This is a genomic window from Mycobacterium sp. URHD0025 (assembly GCF_000426065.1).
Taxonomy (GTDB): Bacteria; Actinomycetota; Actinomycetes; order Mycobacteriales; family Mycobacteriaceae; genus Mycobacterium.
This window is the reverse complement of sequence record NZ_AUEQ01000014.1, coordinates 200,958-219,127: the sequence shown is the minus strand read 5'-3', so window position 1 is coordinate 219,127 and position 18,170 is coordinate 200,958. Positions and strand designations below refer to the sequence as shown.

Here is an 18,170-nt window from a genome sequence, read left to right as displayed (position 1 = left end):
GGGGCTACGACCAAATGCTTTGTTGCACAACGGAGTTATGCGCGTACTGACTTCGCGGCGATCGGCCGTTGGTCTGGAAGAGTGAATTCGGGGGACACATGGATTCTGTTCGCTATATCGAAACCGGGGCGCTTCCCACTAGGTATGCCCGGGGATGGCATTGTCTGGGCCTGGAAAATTCTTTCCGCGATGGCCAGCCTCACGCCGTCGCGGCCTTCGGTACCAGACTAGTCGTCTTCGAGGACGGCAGCGGGCGGCTGAGGGTGCTCGATGCCTACTGCAGACACATGGGCGGGGACCTCAGCCGCGGTTCGATCAAGGGGGACGCCGTCGCATGCCCGTTCCATGACTGGCGCTGGCGCGGTGACGGGCGCTGCGCGTTGGTGCCCTATGCCAAACGGACTCCCAAGTTGGCCCGGACCAGGGCCTGGATCACCTGCCAGGAGAACGGCTTCCTCTACCTGTGGCACGACCATGAAGGCAACCCACCGCCGGACGCGGTGGCCATTCCTCGGATCGATGCGGCGTACAGCGACGAATGGACCGAGTGGACGACCAAGCAGTGGCGCATCGACAACTCGCACAGTCGCGAGATCGTCGACAACCTGGCTGACACGGCGCATTTCTTCTACGTCCACGACGGATTCCCGACCACGTTCAAGAATGTGTTCGAAGGTCACGTAGCGAGCCAGTTCCTGATCAACCGGGGACGTGCCGACACGAATCTCGGTCCGGAATTCGGCAAGTCGATCCTCAAGGTGGAGTCGTCCTACTACGGGCCCGCCTACGTCGTCACGTACCTGCACAACAACCTCAGCGGGTATCGCACCGAGGCCATCCTGATCGCATTTCACTATCCGGTGGATCAGAACTCGTTCATTTTGCACAACGCGGTTTCGGTGCGGAAGCCACTGGGGCTCGATGCCGAAACCACCTCCAGACTCGCCACTTTGGTAGCCGAGGGCGTGACAGCGGGGTTCGAACAGGATGTCGAGATCTTCCTGCACAAGGCGAAGATCGACAACCCGTTGCTCTGTGATGAGGACGGCCCGATCTACCAACTGCGGCGATGGTACGAACAGTTCTATGTCGACGTCGCGGATGTCACCGCGGACATGACGGCCCACGTCGAGTTCGAACTCGACACCGAGTACCCCGTCTCTGTATGGAGCCGAGAAGTCGAGGACAATCTGGCACAGCAATCCGCCATCACCACAACGGGTTCGGCGCTGGCTTCTGATGTCTGATCCGGTGTCGGTGTCTGGTGTGGTCGGGTTCATCGGCCATGCGGTCGGGCTGCGGTTGATGGCCGATGGTCGCACCGCCGCTCCCCGGTGTGCCACCGAAGCGAGATTCGGTGATCCACGGGCACACTGGAACGAGGCGACGGATTGAGGACCAGTTGTACCGAGAGAAGTGACCTGCTGCAGCGACTCGCTCGAGTGGCTTTGGTTGCACGGTGGCGGGTTTTGGCCGGCGCAGCACTGCTCACGGCGGTCCTGGGTCTCTTCTCGAGTTCGGTCGTCGGAAGTCTCAGTGCTGGAGGTGGATTCGATCCAGCTTCGGAGTCCGCGAGAGCGAATGCGTTGCTGGAACAGAAGTTCGGACAAAGCCAGTGGCAGCTCATGATCACTGTCTCCGCCCAACACGATGTGCAAGACGGTCCGGCACGTGCGCTCGGAACGTCGATCGTCGACCAGTTGAGCGCCTCACCGCACGTCGTGAGCGTCGCGTCACCGTGGACCGTACCTACTCGGGACGCCGCAAGGCTGATCAGCAGAGACGGATCGTCCGGTCTGATCGTGGCAGGCATCGAAGGTGACGATGGCACGGCTTCGGCGCGGGCGACCGAACTTGCGAGACAGGTCGTCACCGACCAGGACGGGGTGACGGCGCGTGCCGGTGGAGTGACGATCTTCGCCTCGCAGATCGAAGAGCAGACCAAGCATGACATGTTGCTTATGGAATCGATCGCCATCCCGATCAGCTTTTTCGTACTCGTGTGGGTGTTCGGTGGCCTGATCGCGGCAGCGCTGCCCGTGGCGGTCGGGGTCATGGCCATCGTCGGATCGTTGGCGGCGCTGAAGCTCATCGCGTACGGCACCGAGGTCTCCTTGTTTGCGTTGAACCTATGTGTCGGACTCGGATTCGCCTTGGCCGTGGACTATACCCTGCTGATCGTCAGTCGTTATCGCGACGAACTCGCCGCTGGAAGGCCCCGAGACGATGCGTTGGTCACCACACTGGTGGCCGCGGGACGCACGGTGCTCTACTCCGCGATCACGGTCGCGACGTCCTTGCTGGCGCTCGTGCTGTTTCCGATGCCCATGCTGCGCTCATTGGCGTACGCCGGCGTCGCGGCGGTGGGCTTTGCGGCGTTCGCGGCGGTGCTCGTCGCGCCCGCCGCGATCGTGCTACTCGGTGACCGGATGAACTCGCTCGACGTCCGCAAACTCATCCGGCGCGCATCCCGGGACGACCGCCCGGTCGAGGACAGGATGCTCTACCGCACAACACGTTTCGTCATGCGTCACCCGATTGCCGTCGCCGTCACGGTGGTCATCGGGCTGCTGGTTCTCGGCGCGCCGTTCCTCAACCTGAAGCTGGGTACCCCCGATGATCGGATGCTGCCGCAGTCAGCGTCGGCGCGGCACGTCGGCGATCAGCTACGCGATGACTATGTGACCGATGAAGTGTCGGCGGTCACCGTGGTGATTCCGGATGCGACCGGGCTGCCGGCGGATGCACTCCATCGCTACGCGGCGCAGCTGTCCGGCGTCGCAGGCGTGTCCGCCGTGTCGGCACCGGTCGGCATCTACGTGTCAGGCGCGATGGTCGGACCGCCGTCCGACGGTAGCGGTGTGGCCGACGGCAGTGCGTTCATGACGATCAGCAGCACGGCACCGGCGCTGTCCGACGAGTCCGATGCTCAACTCACACAACTCCGAGCGGTTACGGTGCCGGCCGAGCGGTCAGTGCTCTTCACGGGCATGGCCCAGGGCAACCGCGACAACGTCGAATCAGTGACGAAGCCGTTGCCGAGGGTGCTCAGCGCGTTGGCGGTGACGGTCTTCGTCCTGCTCTTCCTGCTGACCGGCAGCGTGGTGATACCGATCAAAGCCCTTGCGCTCGGCGCGCTGTCGTTGACGGCCACCCTGGGCACACTGGTATGGATCTTCCAGGAGGGCCACCTCGGGGCGCTCGGCACGACGCCCACCGGAGCGTTGTCGACATTCCTTCCGGTGCCACTGCTGTGCTTCGCCTTCGCACTGTCGATGGACTACGAAGTGTTCCTCGTCTCTCGAATCCGCGAATACTGGCTGAAATCGGAACGCACACAAGCGGACAACGAGGCGAGTGTGGCGCTCGGGGTGACGCGCTCAGGCCGCGTCGTGACCGCAGCCGCACTCCTGATGGCCATTCCGTTCGCCGCGCAGATCGGCAGTCAGGTCGCGTTGATCCGGATGTTCGGTGTCGGGCTGACCATCGCCCTGCTCGTCGATGCCACGCTGATCCGGATGGCGCTGCTGCCGGCGTTCATGCAGCTGCTCGGTCGATGGAACTGGTGGGCGCCCGGCCCGCTGGCTCGGTTGCACGGGCGTCTGCACCGCGGCCGGATACCCGTCCCGCCTGAGCCATCCCCGACCTGATCATCCGATGTCCGCCACCGACCCGACCTACGAAAGTTGGATTCCCATGGACCTGGTGTTCCGCGCCGTCTACAACCCGATCACATGGAAGTACTCGGCCAAGCATGCCTATCCGCTACAGACCCGCCGATTGGAGCGCGACGGAACCATATTTCTCGACGCTGGCTACGAGACGGACCCGCCCCTCGGACTGGCACTCGATCCCGCGGACGAACCCGACAGGCCCTCAATCCAGCTGTACCACACCACGGCCACCCAGACCGACATCGCGGACAAGCGTGTGCTCGAGGTCGGATGCGGTCACGGTGGCGGCGCCTCATATCTCACGCGGTATCTGCGACCGGCGTCGTATACGGGCCTGGACCTGAACGGCCGAGGAATCGCCTTCTGCCAGCGCATCCACCAGGCACCAGGATTGACGTTCATCCAGGGCAATGCGCAGGACCTGCCGTTTCCGGATGCGTCATTCGACGCTGTCGTGAATATCGAATCGTCGCACTGCTACCCCGATTTCCCGGGGTTCCTGCGCGAGGTGGCACGGGTCCTCGTCGAAGGCGGCCACCTTCTCTACGTCGACCTCAGGAAGCGCAAACACGTACCGGAATGGGAAGCACAGCTGGCCGACTCACCGCTGACCGTACTGGCCGAGCGCAACATCAACATCGAGATACTGCGGGGCCTGGACACGATCTGGGGCGCACCCACCACGCATGAACGTTTCAAACGGCACACGCCTTTTCTGTTGCGCCAGCTCACCAAAGGCGTGGCGGGTGCGCCTGGGCACGGCCTCCACCGCGCGGTGGCGACAGGAGATATCGCGTACCGGATGTACCACCTGTCGAAGCGCGGTTGATCGATCCGCCCCCGCGCGACCACATTCTTCCAGGGCGCTAGGCGACCCGCCGAGTCAGCAACATCGACGACCCCACCGGCGCTTGCATCGCCCGGCTGAAGTGGTGCTGAGGCCGCCAATCGGTCGGCAGCCTCAGCTCGTAACGCTGAAGTATCGATGCCAGCGTCAGGACCGCGGTGGCATTGGCCATTCGGTAGCCCATACACTTTCGCGGTCCGATGCTGAAGGGCAGGAACGCGCTCTGATTTATGGTGTCATCCTGAAAGCGGCTAGGACGAAACGCTTCCGGGTCCTTCCAGAATCGGCTGTCCCGATGTATCCCGTACGGTGAAAACAGGAGATGCGAGCCGGCGGGAATGGCATAACCTCCGATCTCGTCGTCCTGTATTGCGATGCGCCTGTTGATCGGCACCCAGGACTGAATCCGCTGCCCCTCGTCGAAACAGCACTGCACATATGGGAGTTCGGCCAGATGCCGATAGTCCAATGGCGCCCCGCCGAGTTCATCCACCTCAGCTCTGGCCCGGGTCAGGGCCTCGGTATCCGCGAACAGTAGTGCCACCGCCCAACCGACCGCACTGGTCGTCGTGCTCGCCGCCCCCAGCATCAATGAGACCAGTTCTGAACGCAGGCGCGCGTACTGGTGTTCGGCAGAGCCCGGAAACGGCGTCTGAGCAACGCATCCAGAAGGTCGGTCCGCTCGCGCGGTCCATCGCTTCGACGTTGCGCGATCATCTGGTCAGCCTGCGCGTACAGGAACCTTTTGGCAGCCGCGCCGCGCTTGCGGAACGGTCGCGGGATGAAGAACGGCAACGCATCCATGGAGACCCGGGCAAGCATGTAGCGGTCATAGTCGCGGGTGGCGATGACGCAGCGGGTCAACCGGTCGTTCGGCCACGCGCTGGAGAACATGCTCCGTAGCAGCCCGTCCAGGACGACCAACCCCAGTTCCTCGTGTAGAGCGGCCGGTCGGTGGTCTTCGACGTATGAGGTCCATGCCCCCACCCGATCGGTGATGGCGCTGAGCATTCCAGGGCCGGCGTCGGCCAGCCCGCTCGCCCGGAAATGGGGACTGAGCAGCCTTCGCATGCGCTTCCACTCCTCCCCCTCGAGCAGGCCAAACGGCGTGGGTTCGCCGAAAGCGAGTTCGCGGCTGGATTCGTGCTTGCGGTAGTTCTCGTGCTTGCGGATCAGCACCTGTTCTAGGTGGTCCGGGTGACTGATCAGTGTCATCGTCAGTCCAGGCGCCGGAACCGGGATGTTCACGACATCGCCGTAGCGGCGCGAAACCTCGGGCAGCAGTGTGTATGCCACGTTGCGCGGGTCACCGGCAGCGATGCGGGTGAGTTCGAACAGACTCGGCCCCGGCGCTTGAATCGTCGATTTCGCGGCACCTTTCATCGTCCCGACCTGACCGTGCATCGTTCCCCCATAGTGATTGCCGTCGTCCGGTAGCGGTGATGTTACTGACTTGAGTCAGGGGTTGCGACCTGGTTGGAGAGCCCCGAAGCTCACCCCGGCAAGTGACTCTCCAGGCGCCGGCCGACGATCTCGGCGGCGTGCCGGTGTCCGACGGCCTCGAACCCGACGACCACCACCACCGGCGCCGCGGTGACGACCAACAGACACACCGACATCGACGTCCCCTGCGCCGCCAGCACCACCGCAGCCAGCAGGACCGCCGCGGCGAGCACCAGCAACAGGGCGTGCAGCAGATCCAGATCCCGCACCAGGAGTGAGTAGATGACGAACATCGCCACCAGATAGATGCCCACCGGGATCGCCACGGCCAGCACGGTGCCGACGGAACTCAGCTTCGATTCACCGTCGACGTAATAGGCGGCCACGTGTAATCCCGCGCCGGTGGCCACGATCGCCGCGAACACCGCCAGGTGCAGGTATCCGTACCAGAACGACAGCGTGCGCTGGGCATGGAGCAGGGCGCCGGCCGGGACCAGGAAGTACACCCACCACATGCCGAAGGTCAGCCCGATTCCGGAGGCCACCAGCAGGATCGCATCGGTGGACCAGCCGTGCTCTCCCACCGCCGCAGTCAGGGACGCCACCGTGCCGACCACGCCTTCGCCCAATGCGATGATCGCCAGCAGCCCATAGCGTTCGGCGACGTGATGGGCGTGCCACGGTGTGCCACTCATCAGCCGCTCGGCCACCACGGGGCCACTGACCTCCACGACCATCAGCATCAATGCGGTGACGAAGAAGACCGTCAGTGAGGTCTGCACGAAGATCTGCACCACCCACCCGATCTGCGCGACGACGACCGTGCAGGCGTAGGTCAGGCACGCCGACCGGCGGGGCGGATCCTGCTTGGCGGCCCGTAACCACTGCCCCACCAACGCAATTCGCATCACCACATAGCCGGCCACCATCACCACGTTGTCGACGTGCCCGCCGTGTTCGATCGAGGCGAATACCGGAGGTATGCCGATCGCGAGGATGATGACGCCGACCATCTGCAGCATCGTCATGACGCGATAGATCCAGTCATCCGTGTCATAGGCGGATGCGAACCAGGTGAAGTTCATCCACGCCCACCAGATCGCGAATGCGGAGAACCCGAACCCCGCCAGCCCGGCCGACACGTGGCCCTCGGCCATCAGGTGGGCGAATTGCGAGGCCGCCACCCCGAAAGCGATCACAAAGGTCAGGTCGAACAACAATTCCAGCGGAGTCGCGACCCGGTGCTCTTCGTGCGGATCACGTCCGCTCATCCGGCTCAGCCGATGGGTTTGAACCGGGCTCGGTCTGTCCTCGTTCACACTTATATGTCCTTCTCTCGCCGGATTGCACCGCAATTCCACCCCATGAGCGCACCAGACCACGGATTGGCTACGGCGTGGTGGCGGAAACGTACGCCAAATACAGGTAGTGCACTACTGATGTCACCGCCGCAGCCAGGCTCGAGGATGAGCGTGTGTCCAAGCAATTCACGCTGAACGTCCTCGGCGAGTTCGCCGTATATCGCGACATGGAGCCGGTGGTGTTGCCGCCCTCATGTCGCCGGTTGGTGGCGCTGGCCGCCGTGAAGCGCCGTGAGCTGCACCGCAGCTGGGTGTGTGACCTGCTGTGGCCGGGCAGCCCGCCACACAAAGCGGTGTCCTCCCTGCGCTCCGCGCTGTGGCGATTGCGACCGCTGGGCGCCGACGCCTTGCTCGTCGTACAACATCAGTACGTCAGCCTGGCACCCGAGGTGAAGGTCGACTGGCACGAAGCGCTCGCCATGCACGAGTCGATGGCGCGGCTCGATGGACCGCCCATACCTGCGGTCGCTGGTCCCGCCCTGCACCGGCTGGTGCGAAGCGGTGATCTGCTCGAAGGCTGGCCCGACGCCTGGTGCGCCACCGAGCGCGACCACTACCGGTCCATCAAGCGCGCCGTCCTCGACACGGCCGCCGGCCCCACGCAGAGGCAGGTAACGCGATACTCGTTGGCGGGCTCATCTCACCGAGCCGGTTCGCACGGCGGCTCCCACCACAATGAGAGCGCCGGTTGCCTGCCATGAGTGCTCTACTGCTGGTCCTCGTCGCGCTCAGCGCAGCGCTCACCGCGCTGGCGGTGCACGAAACACAGACATGGCTGGAGCGCTGGGTTTACGAACGTCACGCTCAGGACTGACGTTCCGACGGGGACGCTCCGACGGGTTGGGCCAGCGATTACACCGGGTCGAACGACGAGATCAACCAGTTGCCGTCGATCTTGCTCATCCCGACCTTGACGGCGCTGGCCGCGAAGCTCCCGTTGGGGTTTTCCGCACTCGTCGTGGCCTGATTGACGAACACCAGCACGGTCGCCGAATCGGGATGGATCTCCGAGACGGCAGAACGCACGATTGCGGCTGTGGTCTTCACCGACTTCTGCTTGGCGGCGGGAGCGACGATCTCCTGTGTGAACTGGGTGTAGTACGACAGGAAGTCGCCGGTCAGGTGTGACTTGGCGGCGGAGAAATCCCGGTCGAGGCTGTCTGGGGCATAGCTCAGCAGAGCCACGGTGCCGTCGTTCGCCGCCTTGAGGACCGTCGCCGACGCTGCCGGTCCGGTCTGCTGGTCGGCCCGGAACTGCGCGAAGTACAGCCATCCGGCCAGCGCGGCCGACACGATCAGCGCCACCACGAGTGCCAGCGGGAACCACAGCCTCTTGAGCTTCTGGGCCCACCCTCCCGGCGGCTCAGGAGCATCCGTGTCGCTGTCGCCGGTCGTATCGACCTCTGCCTGCTCCTCGCCAGCGGCTTCGGCGGTTTCCTCGGTCTCGGCGGTCTTCTCGGCGTCGGCCTTATCGGTGTCGGCCTTATCGGTCTCTTTGATGTCCTGATCCAGGGTCACGGCACGAACTCGACTTTCGACAGCTTGATCTGGTCACCTTCGCGGACCATATCGACGGCCACCCGCCACGGCCGGGCCTGTTTGTTGGCCCCGCTCGTGTTGGTGACCTGGGTGTTCACCGCAACCAGCACAACGGCGTTCTTGTCGTCCATGGTGTCGACCGCGGCGCCGGTCACGTTGGCCTCGGTCACCACCTTGGCGTCCTGGGCCAGCTTGACGAAGTCCTTGGACTGCGCCTCGAAGTCCTCCCGGAACTCGCCCGTCGAGTTGTCGAGGATGTTCTTGACGGCGTCCTGGGCATGGTTGAAGTCCAGCGACATGAGGGTGACGACGGTTTGGCGGGCCGCAGCCGTGTACTCGGCCGCCAACTGCTGGCGGTGCTCAGCCTGGCGGTGGTGCCAGATCATCCAGCCACTGAACCCGAGCAATCCCGCGATGACGATGAGCGTCAGGCAGCTCGCCAGCACCTTCCAGAACAGACTCGATACCCGGACCCGCGGCAGCCGCGAAAGCTTGCCCTTGCCGGCTTCTGCTTCTGCTTCGGGCGCAGATACTTCGGCTTTCTCGACGGCTTTCTCGACGGCTTTCTCGACGGCTTCCTCGATCGGCTCGGCTTCGACGGCCTCCGTCTCGGCATCTGCGCCGGTGGTGTCGGTGATCTCAGGTGTGTCGGCGGTGTCGGCATCGACCTCCGATGTCGCCGCCTCGTCGGCCTCGGCCGCGTCAGTCACGCTCTTGTCCGCGGCAACCTCGTTGCGCAACCGGATGGCGCGGGCCCGGGCGCGCGCGGCGGCCGCGACGGCTTCGGCCTCTGCGGCCTCGGCTTCGGCTTGTTCGGCCAACTTCAGTGCGTCGCTCGGCGACGCGTCATCTTCGCTAGTATCGATTACCGGCGACGAAGGCTTGCGGGACGGCATGCCGACCTCCTGTCCGTTCAGCAGCCTGCTTAACGAGAATTACGTTATCAGTTTGCGGTAGTGACCCGAGAGTACATCATCGGCAGCAGGCACTTAAATGGCCATTTAGCTGCGGAAATGATGTTTACGGGCTGTGCGTTCGATTAGTGCGGACTGGCCGTTTCCCGCGCCTCAAGCTGATTCTTCATCACCTTGCCCGTGGCATTGAGTGGAAGTTCGTCGAGAAACTCGACATACCGGGGCACCTTGTAGCCGGCCATCCGCTCGCGGCTCCAGGCGATCAGCTCCTCCGCCGCCACCGTCGAGGCGCCCGGCCCGTCCCGCAGCACCACGAACGCCTTGCCCACCTGCCCCATTCGCTCGTCGGGCACGCCGATCACAGCAATCTGCGCGATCGACGGGTGCTTGAGCAGGAACCCTTCGATCTCGGCCGGGTAGGCGTTGAAGCCACCGACGATGAACATGTCTTTCTTACGTCCGACGATCCGCAACCGCCCGGACTCGGTGAACTCGCCGAGATCTCCGGTGTGCAGCCAGCCGTCATCGTCGATCGCCTCGGCGGTGGCAGTCGGGTCATCCAGGTAGCCCTGCATCACGTTGTACCCGCGCACCAGCACTTCGCCGTCGTCGGCGATGCGTACCTCGATGTCCTCGCACGGCAGCCCCGCGGTGGTGGCCACGTCTTCGGCCGAGTCACCGGGCCGTGACAGCGTGACATTGCCTGCCTCGGTGAGGCCATAGCCCGTCATCAACGTCTGGAACGGCAACTCCTCGCGGATGCGTCGCACCAGTTCCACCGGGATGTCGGCGGCGCCCGTCACGGCGGCCCGTAGCGTCGCCAGCCGCTCGCGGTCTGTGACGGCAAGCAGTGAGTGGTACAGCGTGGGCGGCCCCGGCAGCATCGTGATGCGTTCGCGCTCGATCAGTTCCACAACGTTGTCGATGTCGAACACTGCGACCGGCAGCATCGTCGCGCCACGCAGGAAAGAGGCCACCAGGCCGGCCTTCAACCCGAAGGTGTGGAAGTACGGGTTGATCATCAGGTATCGGTCGCGCTCGCGCAGATCCGCCAGGGTGGCCCACTCCTCGTAGGCCCGCAGCGTCTGGCTGTGGTTCATCATCGCGCCCTTGGGCCTACCGGTGGTACCCGAGGTGAAGATGACGTCGGAGATGTCGGTGGGTTGCACGTCCCTGACGAACGGCGACCCGCTACTCAGGAAGTCCGACTTCAGATCGATGACCGGGACGTCGAGATGCGTCGCGGAGAACGTGAAATCCTGTCCAAGGAAACCGTTTTGGACCATCACCGCCTTGGCGCCGCTGCGCTCCACCACGTCGGCGGCCTCCTCGGCCTTGAACCGGGTGTTGACCGGGACCAGGACGCCGCCGGCGGCCATGATCCCGAACGCCGCGATGATCCACTCTGCCGAATTGGGGGCCCAGACCGCGACCCGGTCCCCTTTGGCGACGCCGAACTCGGCGAACGCACCCGAGGCTTTCCGGATGCGTCCGACGAGTTCGGTGAAGGACAGTCGCAGCGGACCGTCGGCACCAGCCTGATTGTCGCCATAGTCGACGACGGCTTCGGTATCGCCGAAACGGTCCGCTGCACTCAAGACCATCCCGGGGATGGTCTGCCACTGTTCGATGCGTCCGGCCCCTTTAGACGGTGACCAGTCGACTCAGGTTGCCGCCCATGATCTTCGCCTGATCCTCGACGGCGAGGTGCTCGAGCGCGGTCACGTAGTGGGTCGGCTCGGCCAGGCCCTCCGGGTGCGGCCAGTCGGAACCGTAGAGCACCTGGTCCACGCCGATCAGGTTGATCAGCTCGTCGATGCCCTCTTCGTAGAACGGGCTGACGTAGATGCGGTTCTTGATCTCCTCCATCGGATTACCCGGGAACGCCTCGGGGGCCTTCTTGTAGACCTCGGCCATCGAATCGAGCAGCGGGAACATCCACTTCGATCCGGCCTCGACGATGCCGACCTTGAGCGTCGGGAACCGGAACAGCGCGCCGTGAATCACCCACGAGGCCACGGCATCCTGGATCGGGCGCCACTCGTTGAGGATCGACATCGCGTTGGTCTGGAACGGCAGCATCTCCTGCGCCGCGCCGTCCCACTCCGAGGTGTAGCGGGAGTAGCCGCTGTCGGAGGAGTGCATGCCGACGAAGACGTCGTACTCGACGCACTTCTGCCAGAACGGATCAAACTCCGGCAGTGCGAACGAGCGCGGGCCGCGGAATCCGGGCACCGGCGCCGGACGGACCAGGATGGCCCGGGCACCGCGCTTGACCGCCCATTCCAGTTCCTCGATGGCCTTGTCGACGAGCGGCAGGGTGATCACCGGGGTGGTGAAGATGCGGTTCTTGTAGTTGAAGCCCCACACCTCGTCCAGCCACTGGTTCAGCGAGTGGATGATGACGTGGATGGCGACCGGGTCGTCGCGGAGCCGCTCCTCGATCAGGCTGGCCAGTGTCGGGAACATCAGGCTGCGGTCGAGGCCCAGCTCATCCATCAGCTCCAGGCGCGGAGCCGGCTCGAAGAAGGCCGGGATGGACTTCATCGGCTCGCCGAAGAGCTCGCGCTTGCTCTTTCCGTCGGGGTTGCCGAACTTGAAGTACTCCTCCCACGCACCGGGCTTGGCGACATGCGAGAACGTGGGGTTCGGGATGTAGTTGCTGATCTGGCCCTTGATCGCGATCTTGGTCCGGCCGTTGATCTCGACGTACTGGACGATGTCCTTGTACTCCCTGGGGAGGTGCGTCGTCAGCGCCTCGGGTGGCTCGTAGAGGTGATTGTCCGCATCGAACAGCGGAAACGGAATGTCGACCCTATGCGACAGTTGTCCCATGGAAAACTCCTTTGCAATTCGAGAGAATCATATTCTCACTTGATGTTGGCCGCAATGCCCCGCCTGCCCGAAGGGCTGCTCAGCGGGTGATTGCAGCAATCTCCTGACGGATGACGTACTTCTGCACCTTCCCGCTGGCCGTGCGGGGAAAGTCGTCGGCCTGATGTAGCTCTTCCGGCCACTTCTGCCGGGCCACTCCGCCGGCCTCGAAATGGGCTCGCACCTCATCGAGGGTCGGCATGGTGCCGCCGTCGCGCACCCGCAGAACCGCGGCCACCCGCTCTCCCAGTCGTGCGTCCGGCGCCGCCACCACGATCGCCTCGATCACGTCCGGCAGGCCGAGCAGCACCTCCTCCACCTCCAGCGCGCTGATGTTCTCACCGCCGCGGATGATGAGATCGGTGGTGCGGTCGGTGATGGTCAGATAGCCGTCGTCGTCCAGCACGCCGATGTCACCCGTGCGATACCAGCCGTCGGCGTCGAAATGCTTTGCGGTGAGGGCATCGTCGGTATAGCCCAGGCACAGATCGGGTCCGCGGCTGAAGATCTCACCGTCCGGACCGAGGCGGATCTCCACGCCGGGACGCGCATTGCCGTCGGTGTACAACCGCTTGGCCTCTGGCGCCGACGCCCCCGATCCGGTGATCGACGGATGCTCGGTGCTGCCATAGGAACGGAAGACGAAAAGGCCCAGATCGGCCAACCGCCGGGTGACAGCCGCGGGCACCGTCGAGCCGCCAAGGCCGACGGTGGTGAACCGGGCCAGATGACGTTCGTTGAAGTTCGGGTGATCCATCAGGCTGGTGACGAAGTACGGCGGACCGCCACCGATCGACAATTCGTCCCGCTCGATCAGCTCCAGGACCTTGCCCGGGTCCCATACGTCGCACAGGTCGATCGGGGCGCCCTCCAGCACGGGGATCAGGAAGGCGCCGACCATGCCGATGAAGTGCCCGACGGGTGTCGCGGTCAGTTGACGTCCCCGGTCCGGCGGATAGTTCTCGAGCAACTGACGGGTTTCGAAGCCCAGCGTCTGGTGACTGTGGATGACGCCTTTGGGATCGCGGGTGGTTCCGGAGGTGAAGGCGATCAGGGCCGGCGACGCCGGATCCGTGGTCAGGGTGCCACTCATCGGTCCATCGGCGAGGAGATCGGTGTACGAGTCCTGCCCCACGAGGCCGACGATCGGCACGTCGGCGCACAAGTCCGGCTGGAACTTCATCCGGCCGAATTGCTCGGTGGTGATGAACACCTTCGGTTGCGCGGTGGCCATGATGTGGCCGAGTTCCTTGCGCCCGTAGAAGTGCACGATCGGAACGGTCACGGCACCGAGGAAGGCCGATGCCCAGAACGCGACGGCGGCCTCCATCCAGTTCGGTAACTGCAAGGCCACGACATCACCGGGCCCGACGCCGCGGTCCCGAAGACCCGCGGCCAGGCGCCGAGCGGCGTGCTCGACGTCGCCGAACGTGCCCTGGTACGGACGCGTCGCGGAGTGCACACAGAACGTGGCATCGGGACTGGCTGCCAGCCCATCGGCCAGCATCTGCCCCAGGGTTTCGGGTCGCCACCAGCCTTCTTCGACGTACCGTTTGGTCAGCTCAACGGGGATGTCGCGCACATCGGTGATGTTATTCTCATCAGACGAGAATGCCAATCCCGGAACTGGAGAACGTTTGATGGTCGACCTCGAAATCGACGGCGAACTGGCGGTCATCACGATCGACAGGCCTCAGGCACGCAATGCCATCTCGCTGGACACCATGGATGCGCTGAACAAGGCGCTCGACGGCGCGGCCGGCGCGCGTGCCCTGGCGATCACCGGCGGCGGCGACCGTGCCTTCGTCTCCGGGGGCGACCTCAAGGAACTGGCAGCCCTGCGCACCGAACTCGAGGCTTCCGAGATGGCCTGGCGGATGCGCACGATCTGCGACCGCATCGCAGGTTTCGACGGACCTGTGATCGCCGCGTTGAACGGTCACGCCCTGGGTGGCGGAGCCGAGGTCGCAGTGGCCGCGGACATCCGAATTGCCGCTGACGACATCAGGATCGGCTTCAACCAGGTCGCGCTGGCGATCATGCCCGCCTGGGGTGGGGCCGAACGGCTCGCAACACTGGTTGGGCGCAGCCGGGCACTACTCCTGGCCGGAACCGGTCGCATCCTCGGCGCCCGTGAGGCCGAGCAGGTCGGCCTGATCGACCAGGTGGTCCCCCGCGCCGAGTTCGCCGAGGCATGGCGGTCGACGGCGCAGCTGCTGGCCCGGCGTCAGGCCGGTGAGGTGAAGCGGGTCATCAACGGGGTGTCCACCACCGAGGCCGTTTCGGCATTCGCCCGGCTCTGGTGCTCCGACGAGCACTGGGCCGCAGCCGAGAAGGTGATGAACAAAGCCAAGTAGATGCGCCGCGTCGGCCCGCCACCGCGCCGAAACGGTATTCCGTCAGGAAAAGTTCGAGTACCGGCCTGCTGGAATGCTGTTTCGGCGCAGGGAGATCGCCCGGGCGGTCAGCCACCCAACTCCCGGATCGGATCACTGCCGTCCCAGCCGGCGGCCTGGGCCCGGACATAGCCGGCCATGCCCGCGGAGGCCTCGGTCAATTCCATGACCTCGACGATCGTGGCGCCCGTCGGCGGCTCGAAGTAGGCGAATCGAACGCCCTCACCTTCCCCGCCCGACCACACCTCCGGCCAGCCGGCCTCGCGTAGCTTGTCCATCGCCGCATCGAAATCGTCTGTCCAGTAAGCAAGTTGGTGAAAGCCGCCGCCGGCGCCGGCGGTGCCGCCCAGAAATTCGGTGAAGATGCTGGGCGTGTCATCGAGTTGTTGGATCAGCTCAACCTGGAGATCGCCGCTGTTGGAGAGCGCCATCGAGAGCTTCACCTCGCATGGCGCGCCCCGGTAGGTCACCCGTTGCGGCAGATCGCGGATGACGAACCACGGACCGACGCCCATCTTCAACCAGCCCGCTATCGCGTCGTCCAGATCGGTCACCACGTATCCGATCTGGCGGACCTCGCCCGGTAGGACCTCGCTCACTGGCCTGCCTCCCTCCGTATGGCCTCAACTGCGTTCGAGAGCCTAACGCCAGTCGGTTCTCACTAGACGAGAATTGCATTTCCAGTTATCGTCAGCGACGTGTCAACACAGATTGCTCTGGCGCCCGAGATTTCGACGTGGCCCGACGCCGAACCCCAGCTGATCGGCAGCCGTTGCACTGACTGCACGGCCACCGTGTTTCCCGCCCAGTCCCGCTGCCCCAAATGTTCTGGCGGTAGCACCGAAGAGGTCCGCTTGCCCCGCCGCGGCACCGTCATCGCCTGGACCACCCAGGGCTTCCCGCCCGGAGCCCCCTACAAGGGACCCACCGGAAAAGACTTCACCCCCTTCGGCGTCGGCCTCGTCGAACTCGCCGACGACACCGGCCCCGTCCTGCGCGTCGAGGGCCGCCTCACCGAAAACGACCCAGCCAAACTGCAATTCGGCATGGACGTCGAACTCACCATGATCCCCTTCACCACCGACGAAGAAGGCAACGAAGTTGTCACCTTCGCCTTCCAGCCCATCTAGAAAGGCCGCGCAACATGAGCAATGACGTAGCGATCATCGGCGTCGGCCTGCACCCGTTCGGCCGGTTCGACAAGACCGCGATGCAGATGGGTGCCGAGGCAATTCAACTCGCGCTCGAGGATGCCGGCCTGCAATGGAAAGACATCCAGTTCGGCTTCGGCGGCAGCTATGAAGTGTCGAATCCCGATGCAGTGACCCGCCTCGTCGGACTCACCGGCATCACGTTCACCAACGTGTTCAACGCCTGCGCCACCGCGGCCAGCGCGATCCAGCAGACCGCTGACACCATCCGGCTGGGCAAGTACGACGTCGGCATCGCGATCGGTCTGGACAAGCACCCGCGCGGCGCGTTCACCGATGATCCCGCCAAACTCGCGCTGCCACAGTGGTACGCCGAAAACGGCCAGTTCGTCACCACCAAGTTCTTCGGAATGAAGGCCAACCACTACATCCACAAGCACAACATCTCCGAGGAGACGCTGGCGCGGGTGGCCAACAAGAACTTCCGCAATGGCGAGAAGAACCCGAATGCCTTCCGGCGCAAGGAGATCTCGGTCGAGGAGATCATGGCCTCGCCGGTCCTGAACTATCCGTTGCGGCAGTACATGTTCTGCGCCCCCGACGAAGGGGCCGCCGCGGTGATCATGTGCCGCGCCGACATCGCGCACAAGTACACCGACAAGCCGGTGTATGTGCGGGCCAGCGAGATCCGGACGCGCACGTTCGGCGCGTACGAGGTGCACGGCACGTCGGCGCCCCTCGATGAGGACCCGTCACCGACAGTCTTCGCGGCCAAAGCAGCCTATGAGGCCGCTGGCATCGGGCCCGAGGATGTGGACATCGCCCAGCTGCAGGACACCGATGCCGGTGCCGAGGTGATCCATATGGCCGAGACCGGGTTGTGTGCCGATGGTGAGCAGGAGAAGCTGCTGGCCGACGGTGCCACCGAGATCGGCGGATCGATTCCGGTCAACACCGACGGTGGCCTGATCGCCAACGGCGAGCCGATCGGCGCCTCAGGGCTTCGCCAGATGCACGAACTGGTACGTCAGCTCCGTGGCGAGGCGGGCGAGCGCCAGGTGCCGGGCAACCCGCGCGTCGGCCTGGCCCAGGTGTACGGCGCGCCGGGCACGGCCTCGGCCACCATTCTCTCGCTCTAGTTCCTCGACGACCAGACACAGAATCGCAGGATTTCAGCCCATTCCTCGCGATTCTGCGTCTGGTCGCGTAGACAAACTCCGCCGCATCCTCGCGTAGGCGGAAACCTGGTTCTACAATATGGAAATGCGGTTTCCATCGCGGTCACTTCCGGGATACCGGCCGGAGCGGTGATCTCAGGCCGGCAACTCCAGGGGCTGCGGTTCACCTTCCAGGTGGCGCAGCCAGCCTTCGCAGAACTCCAGCACCTCGGCGTGCCCCGACGACATGCCGAGCGCCTGCTCCATGACCATCACCCGCGACACGCTGGCCGCCATGAAGGTCCAGACGACTGGCGGCACCTCCGAGACGTCGATGCCGTATTTGTCCAGCGCCGCGGTGATGGCCTTCGTCTGCGCGTCGCGGAACAGTTCGGCATATCGGCCGATCTCGGCCCGCAGGGCCTTGCGGTGGTTGGCCAGCCCCATGATCTCCATGGTCAGCCGGGTCGCGCTGGGATCGATACCCAACCGCCAGAGCGCCCACAGCGGCTGCGGCGAGTTCAGCGCCTCGGCCTGGATTGCCAGGCCCTCCTCGGCCCGCCGCGCGAACACCGCCAGGAACAGGTCGTCCATGGTGCGGAAGTAGTAGTGCACCAGCTGGGGCTTGAGCCCGGCCCGCTCGGCCACCCTGCGCGAGGTGACCGCGACGTAGCCCTCCTCGATCATCAGCGACTCGGCAGCGTCGAGCAGCACGATCCGGTTCTTCGCGTCGGGTGCCCCGATCCTGCGCGCGGATGCCATACCCGGTCCTCCTCACGGCCTGTCCAGCACAACGTCCGGGTGATCGTAACTT

At 64.6% G+C, this 18,170-nt stretch carries 18 protein-coding genes; 8 read left to right on the top strand and 10 right to left on the bottom strand.

From position 1 onward, the window contains the following. Nucleotides 1-98: 98 nt before the first annotated feature. From H977_RS0122920 to H977_RS33740, 4 genes are read left to right on the top strand one after another with little or no spacing between them, the layout of a single operon-like run. On the top strand, nucleotides 99-1,247 hold the full coding sequence (locus tag H977_RS0122920; protein WP_029110059.1) for a 3-ketosteroid-9-alpha-monooxygenase, oxygenase component: 1,149 nt from the start codon (nucleotides 99-101) through the stop codon (nucleotides 1,245-1,247). After that, entirely contained in the window at nucleotides 1,240-1,395 is a 156-nt protein-coding gene (locus tag H977_RS35390; RefSeq protein ID WP_155946780.1) for a hypothetical protein, read from the top strand. The genes H977_RS0122920 and H977_RS35390 overlap by 8 nt, the downstream gene beginning before the upstream one ends. 26 nt (nucleotides 1,396-1,421) lie before the next feature. Continuing rightward, nucleotides 1,422-3,650 carry an MMPL family transporter gene (locus H977_RS0122910; protein WP_029110058.1) on the top strand — a complete coding sequence of 743 codons (2,229 nt, stop codon included), beginning with the start codon at nucleotides 1,422-1,424 and terminating at the stop codon, nucleotides 3,648-3,650. Between the two features lie 7 nt (nucleotides 3,651-3,657). Next, entirely contained in the window at nucleotides 3,658-4,503 is an 846-nt protein-coding gene (locus tag H977_RS33740) for a phthiotriol/phenolphthiotriol dimycocerosates methyltransferase (RefSeq protein ID WP_286162673.1), read from the top strand. Nucleotides 4,504-4,540: 37 nt separating this feature from the next. Here the strand turns inward: H977_RS33740 and H977_RS36085 are convergent, their stop codons facing one another. The 3 genes from H977_RS36085 to H977_RS0122895 all read right to left on the bottom strand — a co-directional run bounded on the left by H977_RS36085 (nucleotide 4,541) and on the right by H977_RS0122895 (nucleotide 7,235). Continuing rightward, on the bottom strand, nucleotides 4,541-5,110 hold the full coding sequence (locus H977_RS36085) for a cytochrome P450 (protein WP_051289012.1): 570 nt from the start codon (nucleotides 5,108-5,110) through the stop codon (nucleotides 4,541-4,543). Continuing rightward, complete coding sequence (locus H977_RS36080; RefSeq protein WP_196808305.1) at nucleotides 5,110-5,904, bottom strand: cytochrome P450; 795 nt, start codon at nucleotides 5,902-5,904, stop codon at nucleotides 5,110-5,112. The genes H977_RS36085 and H977_RS36080 overlap by 1 nt, the downstream gene beginning before the upstream one ends. Before the next feature lie 110 nt (nucleotides 5,905-6,014). Beyond that, on the bottom strand, nucleotides 6,015-7,235 hold the full coding sequence (locus H977_RS0122895) for a low temperature requirement protein A (protein WP_081681809.1): 1,221 nt from the start codon (nucleotides 7,233-7,235) through the stop codon (nucleotides 6,015-6,017). Nucleotides 7,236-7,438: 203 nt separating this feature from the next. Between H977_RS0122895 and H977_RS0122890 the strand changes: the two genes are divergently transcribed. After that, entirely contained in the window at nucleotides 7,439-8,026 is a 588-nt protein-coding gene (locus tag H977_RS0122890) for an AfsR/SARP family transcriptional regulator (RefSeq protein ID WP_029110056.1), read from the top strand. Between the two features lie 151 nt (nucleotides 8,027-8,177). On the opposite strand, the gene H977_RS0122885 is transcribed toward H977_RS0122890, so the two are convergent. From H977_RS0122885 to H977_RS0122865, 5 genes are all read right to left on the bottom strand, one after another. Next, nucleotides 8,178-8,837 carry a twin-arginine translocation pathway signal gene (locus tag H977_RS0122885; protein WP_155946791.1) on the bottom strand — a complete coding sequence of 220 codons (660 nt, stop codon included), beginning with the start codon at nucleotides 8,835-8,837 and terminating at the stop codon, nucleotides 8,178-8,180. Nucleotides 8,838-8,839: 2 nt separating this feature from the next. After that, nucleotides 8,840-9,760 (bottom strand): Rv1363c family protein, encoded by a 921-nt coding sequence (locus tag H977_RS0122880; protein WP_029110054.1) that lies wholly within the window; start codon nucleotides 9,758-9,760, stop codon nucleotides 8,840-8,842. A 143-nt stretch (nucleotides 9,761-9,903) separates the two neighbouring features. Continuing rightward, complete coding sequence (locus tag H977_RS0122875) at nucleotides 9,904-11,409, bottom strand: FadD3 family acyl-CoA ligase (RefSeq protein ID WP_081681808.1); 1,506 nt, start codon at nucleotides 11,407-11,409, stop codon at nucleotides 9,904-9,906. A gap of 13 nt (nucleotides 11,410-11,422) precedes the next feature. Continuing rightward, nucleotides 11,423-12,613, bottom strand: coding sequence for an amidohydrolase family protein (locus tag H977_RS0122870; protein ID WP_029110052.1), 1,191 nt, complete (start codon nucleotides 12,611-12,613; stop codon nucleotides 11,423-11,425). Nucleotides 12,614-12,692: 79 nt separating this feature from the next. Then, on the bottom strand, nucleotides 12,693-14,234 hold the full coding sequence (locus H977_RS0122865) for an AMP-binding protein (protein ID WP_029110051.1): 1,542 nt from the start codon (nucleotides 14,232-14,234) through the stop codon (nucleotides 12,693-12,695). 58 nt (nucleotides 14,235-14,292) lie between these two features. On the opposite strand from H977_RS0122865, the gene H977_RS0122860 reads away from it, so the two are divergent. Continuing rightward, nucleotides 14,293-15,009 carry an enoyl-CoA hydratase/isomerase family protein gene (locus H977_RS0122860; protein ID WP_029110050.1) on the top strand — a complete coding sequence of 239 codons (717 nt, stop codon included), beginning with the start codon at nucleotides 14,293-14,295 and terminating at the stop codon, nucleotides 15,007-15,009. Nucleotides 15,010-15,116: 107 nt separating this feature from the next. Here the strand turns inward: H977_RS0122860 and H977_RS0122855 are convergent, their stop codons facing one another. Beyond that, the gene (locus H977_RS0122855; protein ID WP_029110049.1) at nucleotides 15,117-15,647 is read right to left on the bottom strand and encodes a VOC family protein; all 531 of its coding nucleotides are present in this window, start codon (nucleotides 15,645-15,647) and stop codon (nucleotides 15,117-15,119) included. Nucleotides 15,648-15,746: 99 nt separating this feature from the next. Between H977_RS0122855 and H977_RS0122850 the strand changes: the two genes are divergently transcribed. Both H977_RS0122850 and H977_RS0122845 read left to right on the top strand, forming a co-directional pair. Further along, nucleotides 15,747-16,178 carry an OB-fold domain-containing protein gene (locus tag H977_RS0122850; RefSeq protein ID WP_155946779.1) on the top strand — a complete coding sequence of 144 codons (432 nt, stop codon included), beginning with the start codon at nucleotides 15,747-15,749 and terminating at the stop codon, nucleotides 16,176-16,178. A 14-nt stretch (nucleotides 16,179-16,192) separates the two neighbouring features. Next, entirely contained in the window at nucleotides 16,193-17,338 is a 1,146-nt protein-coding gene (locus tag H977_RS0122845; protein WP_029110047.1) for a thiolase family protein, read from the top strand. 174 nt (nucleotides 17,339-17,512) lie between these two features. On the opposite strand, the gene H977_RS0122840 is transcribed toward H977_RS0122845, so the two are convergent. After that, entirely contained in the window at nucleotides 17,513-18,118 is a 606-nt protein-coding gene (locus H977_RS0122840; protein WP_029110046.1) for a TetR/AcrR family transcriptional regulator, read from the bottom strand. Nucleotides 18,119-18,170: the final 52 nt, after the last annotated feature.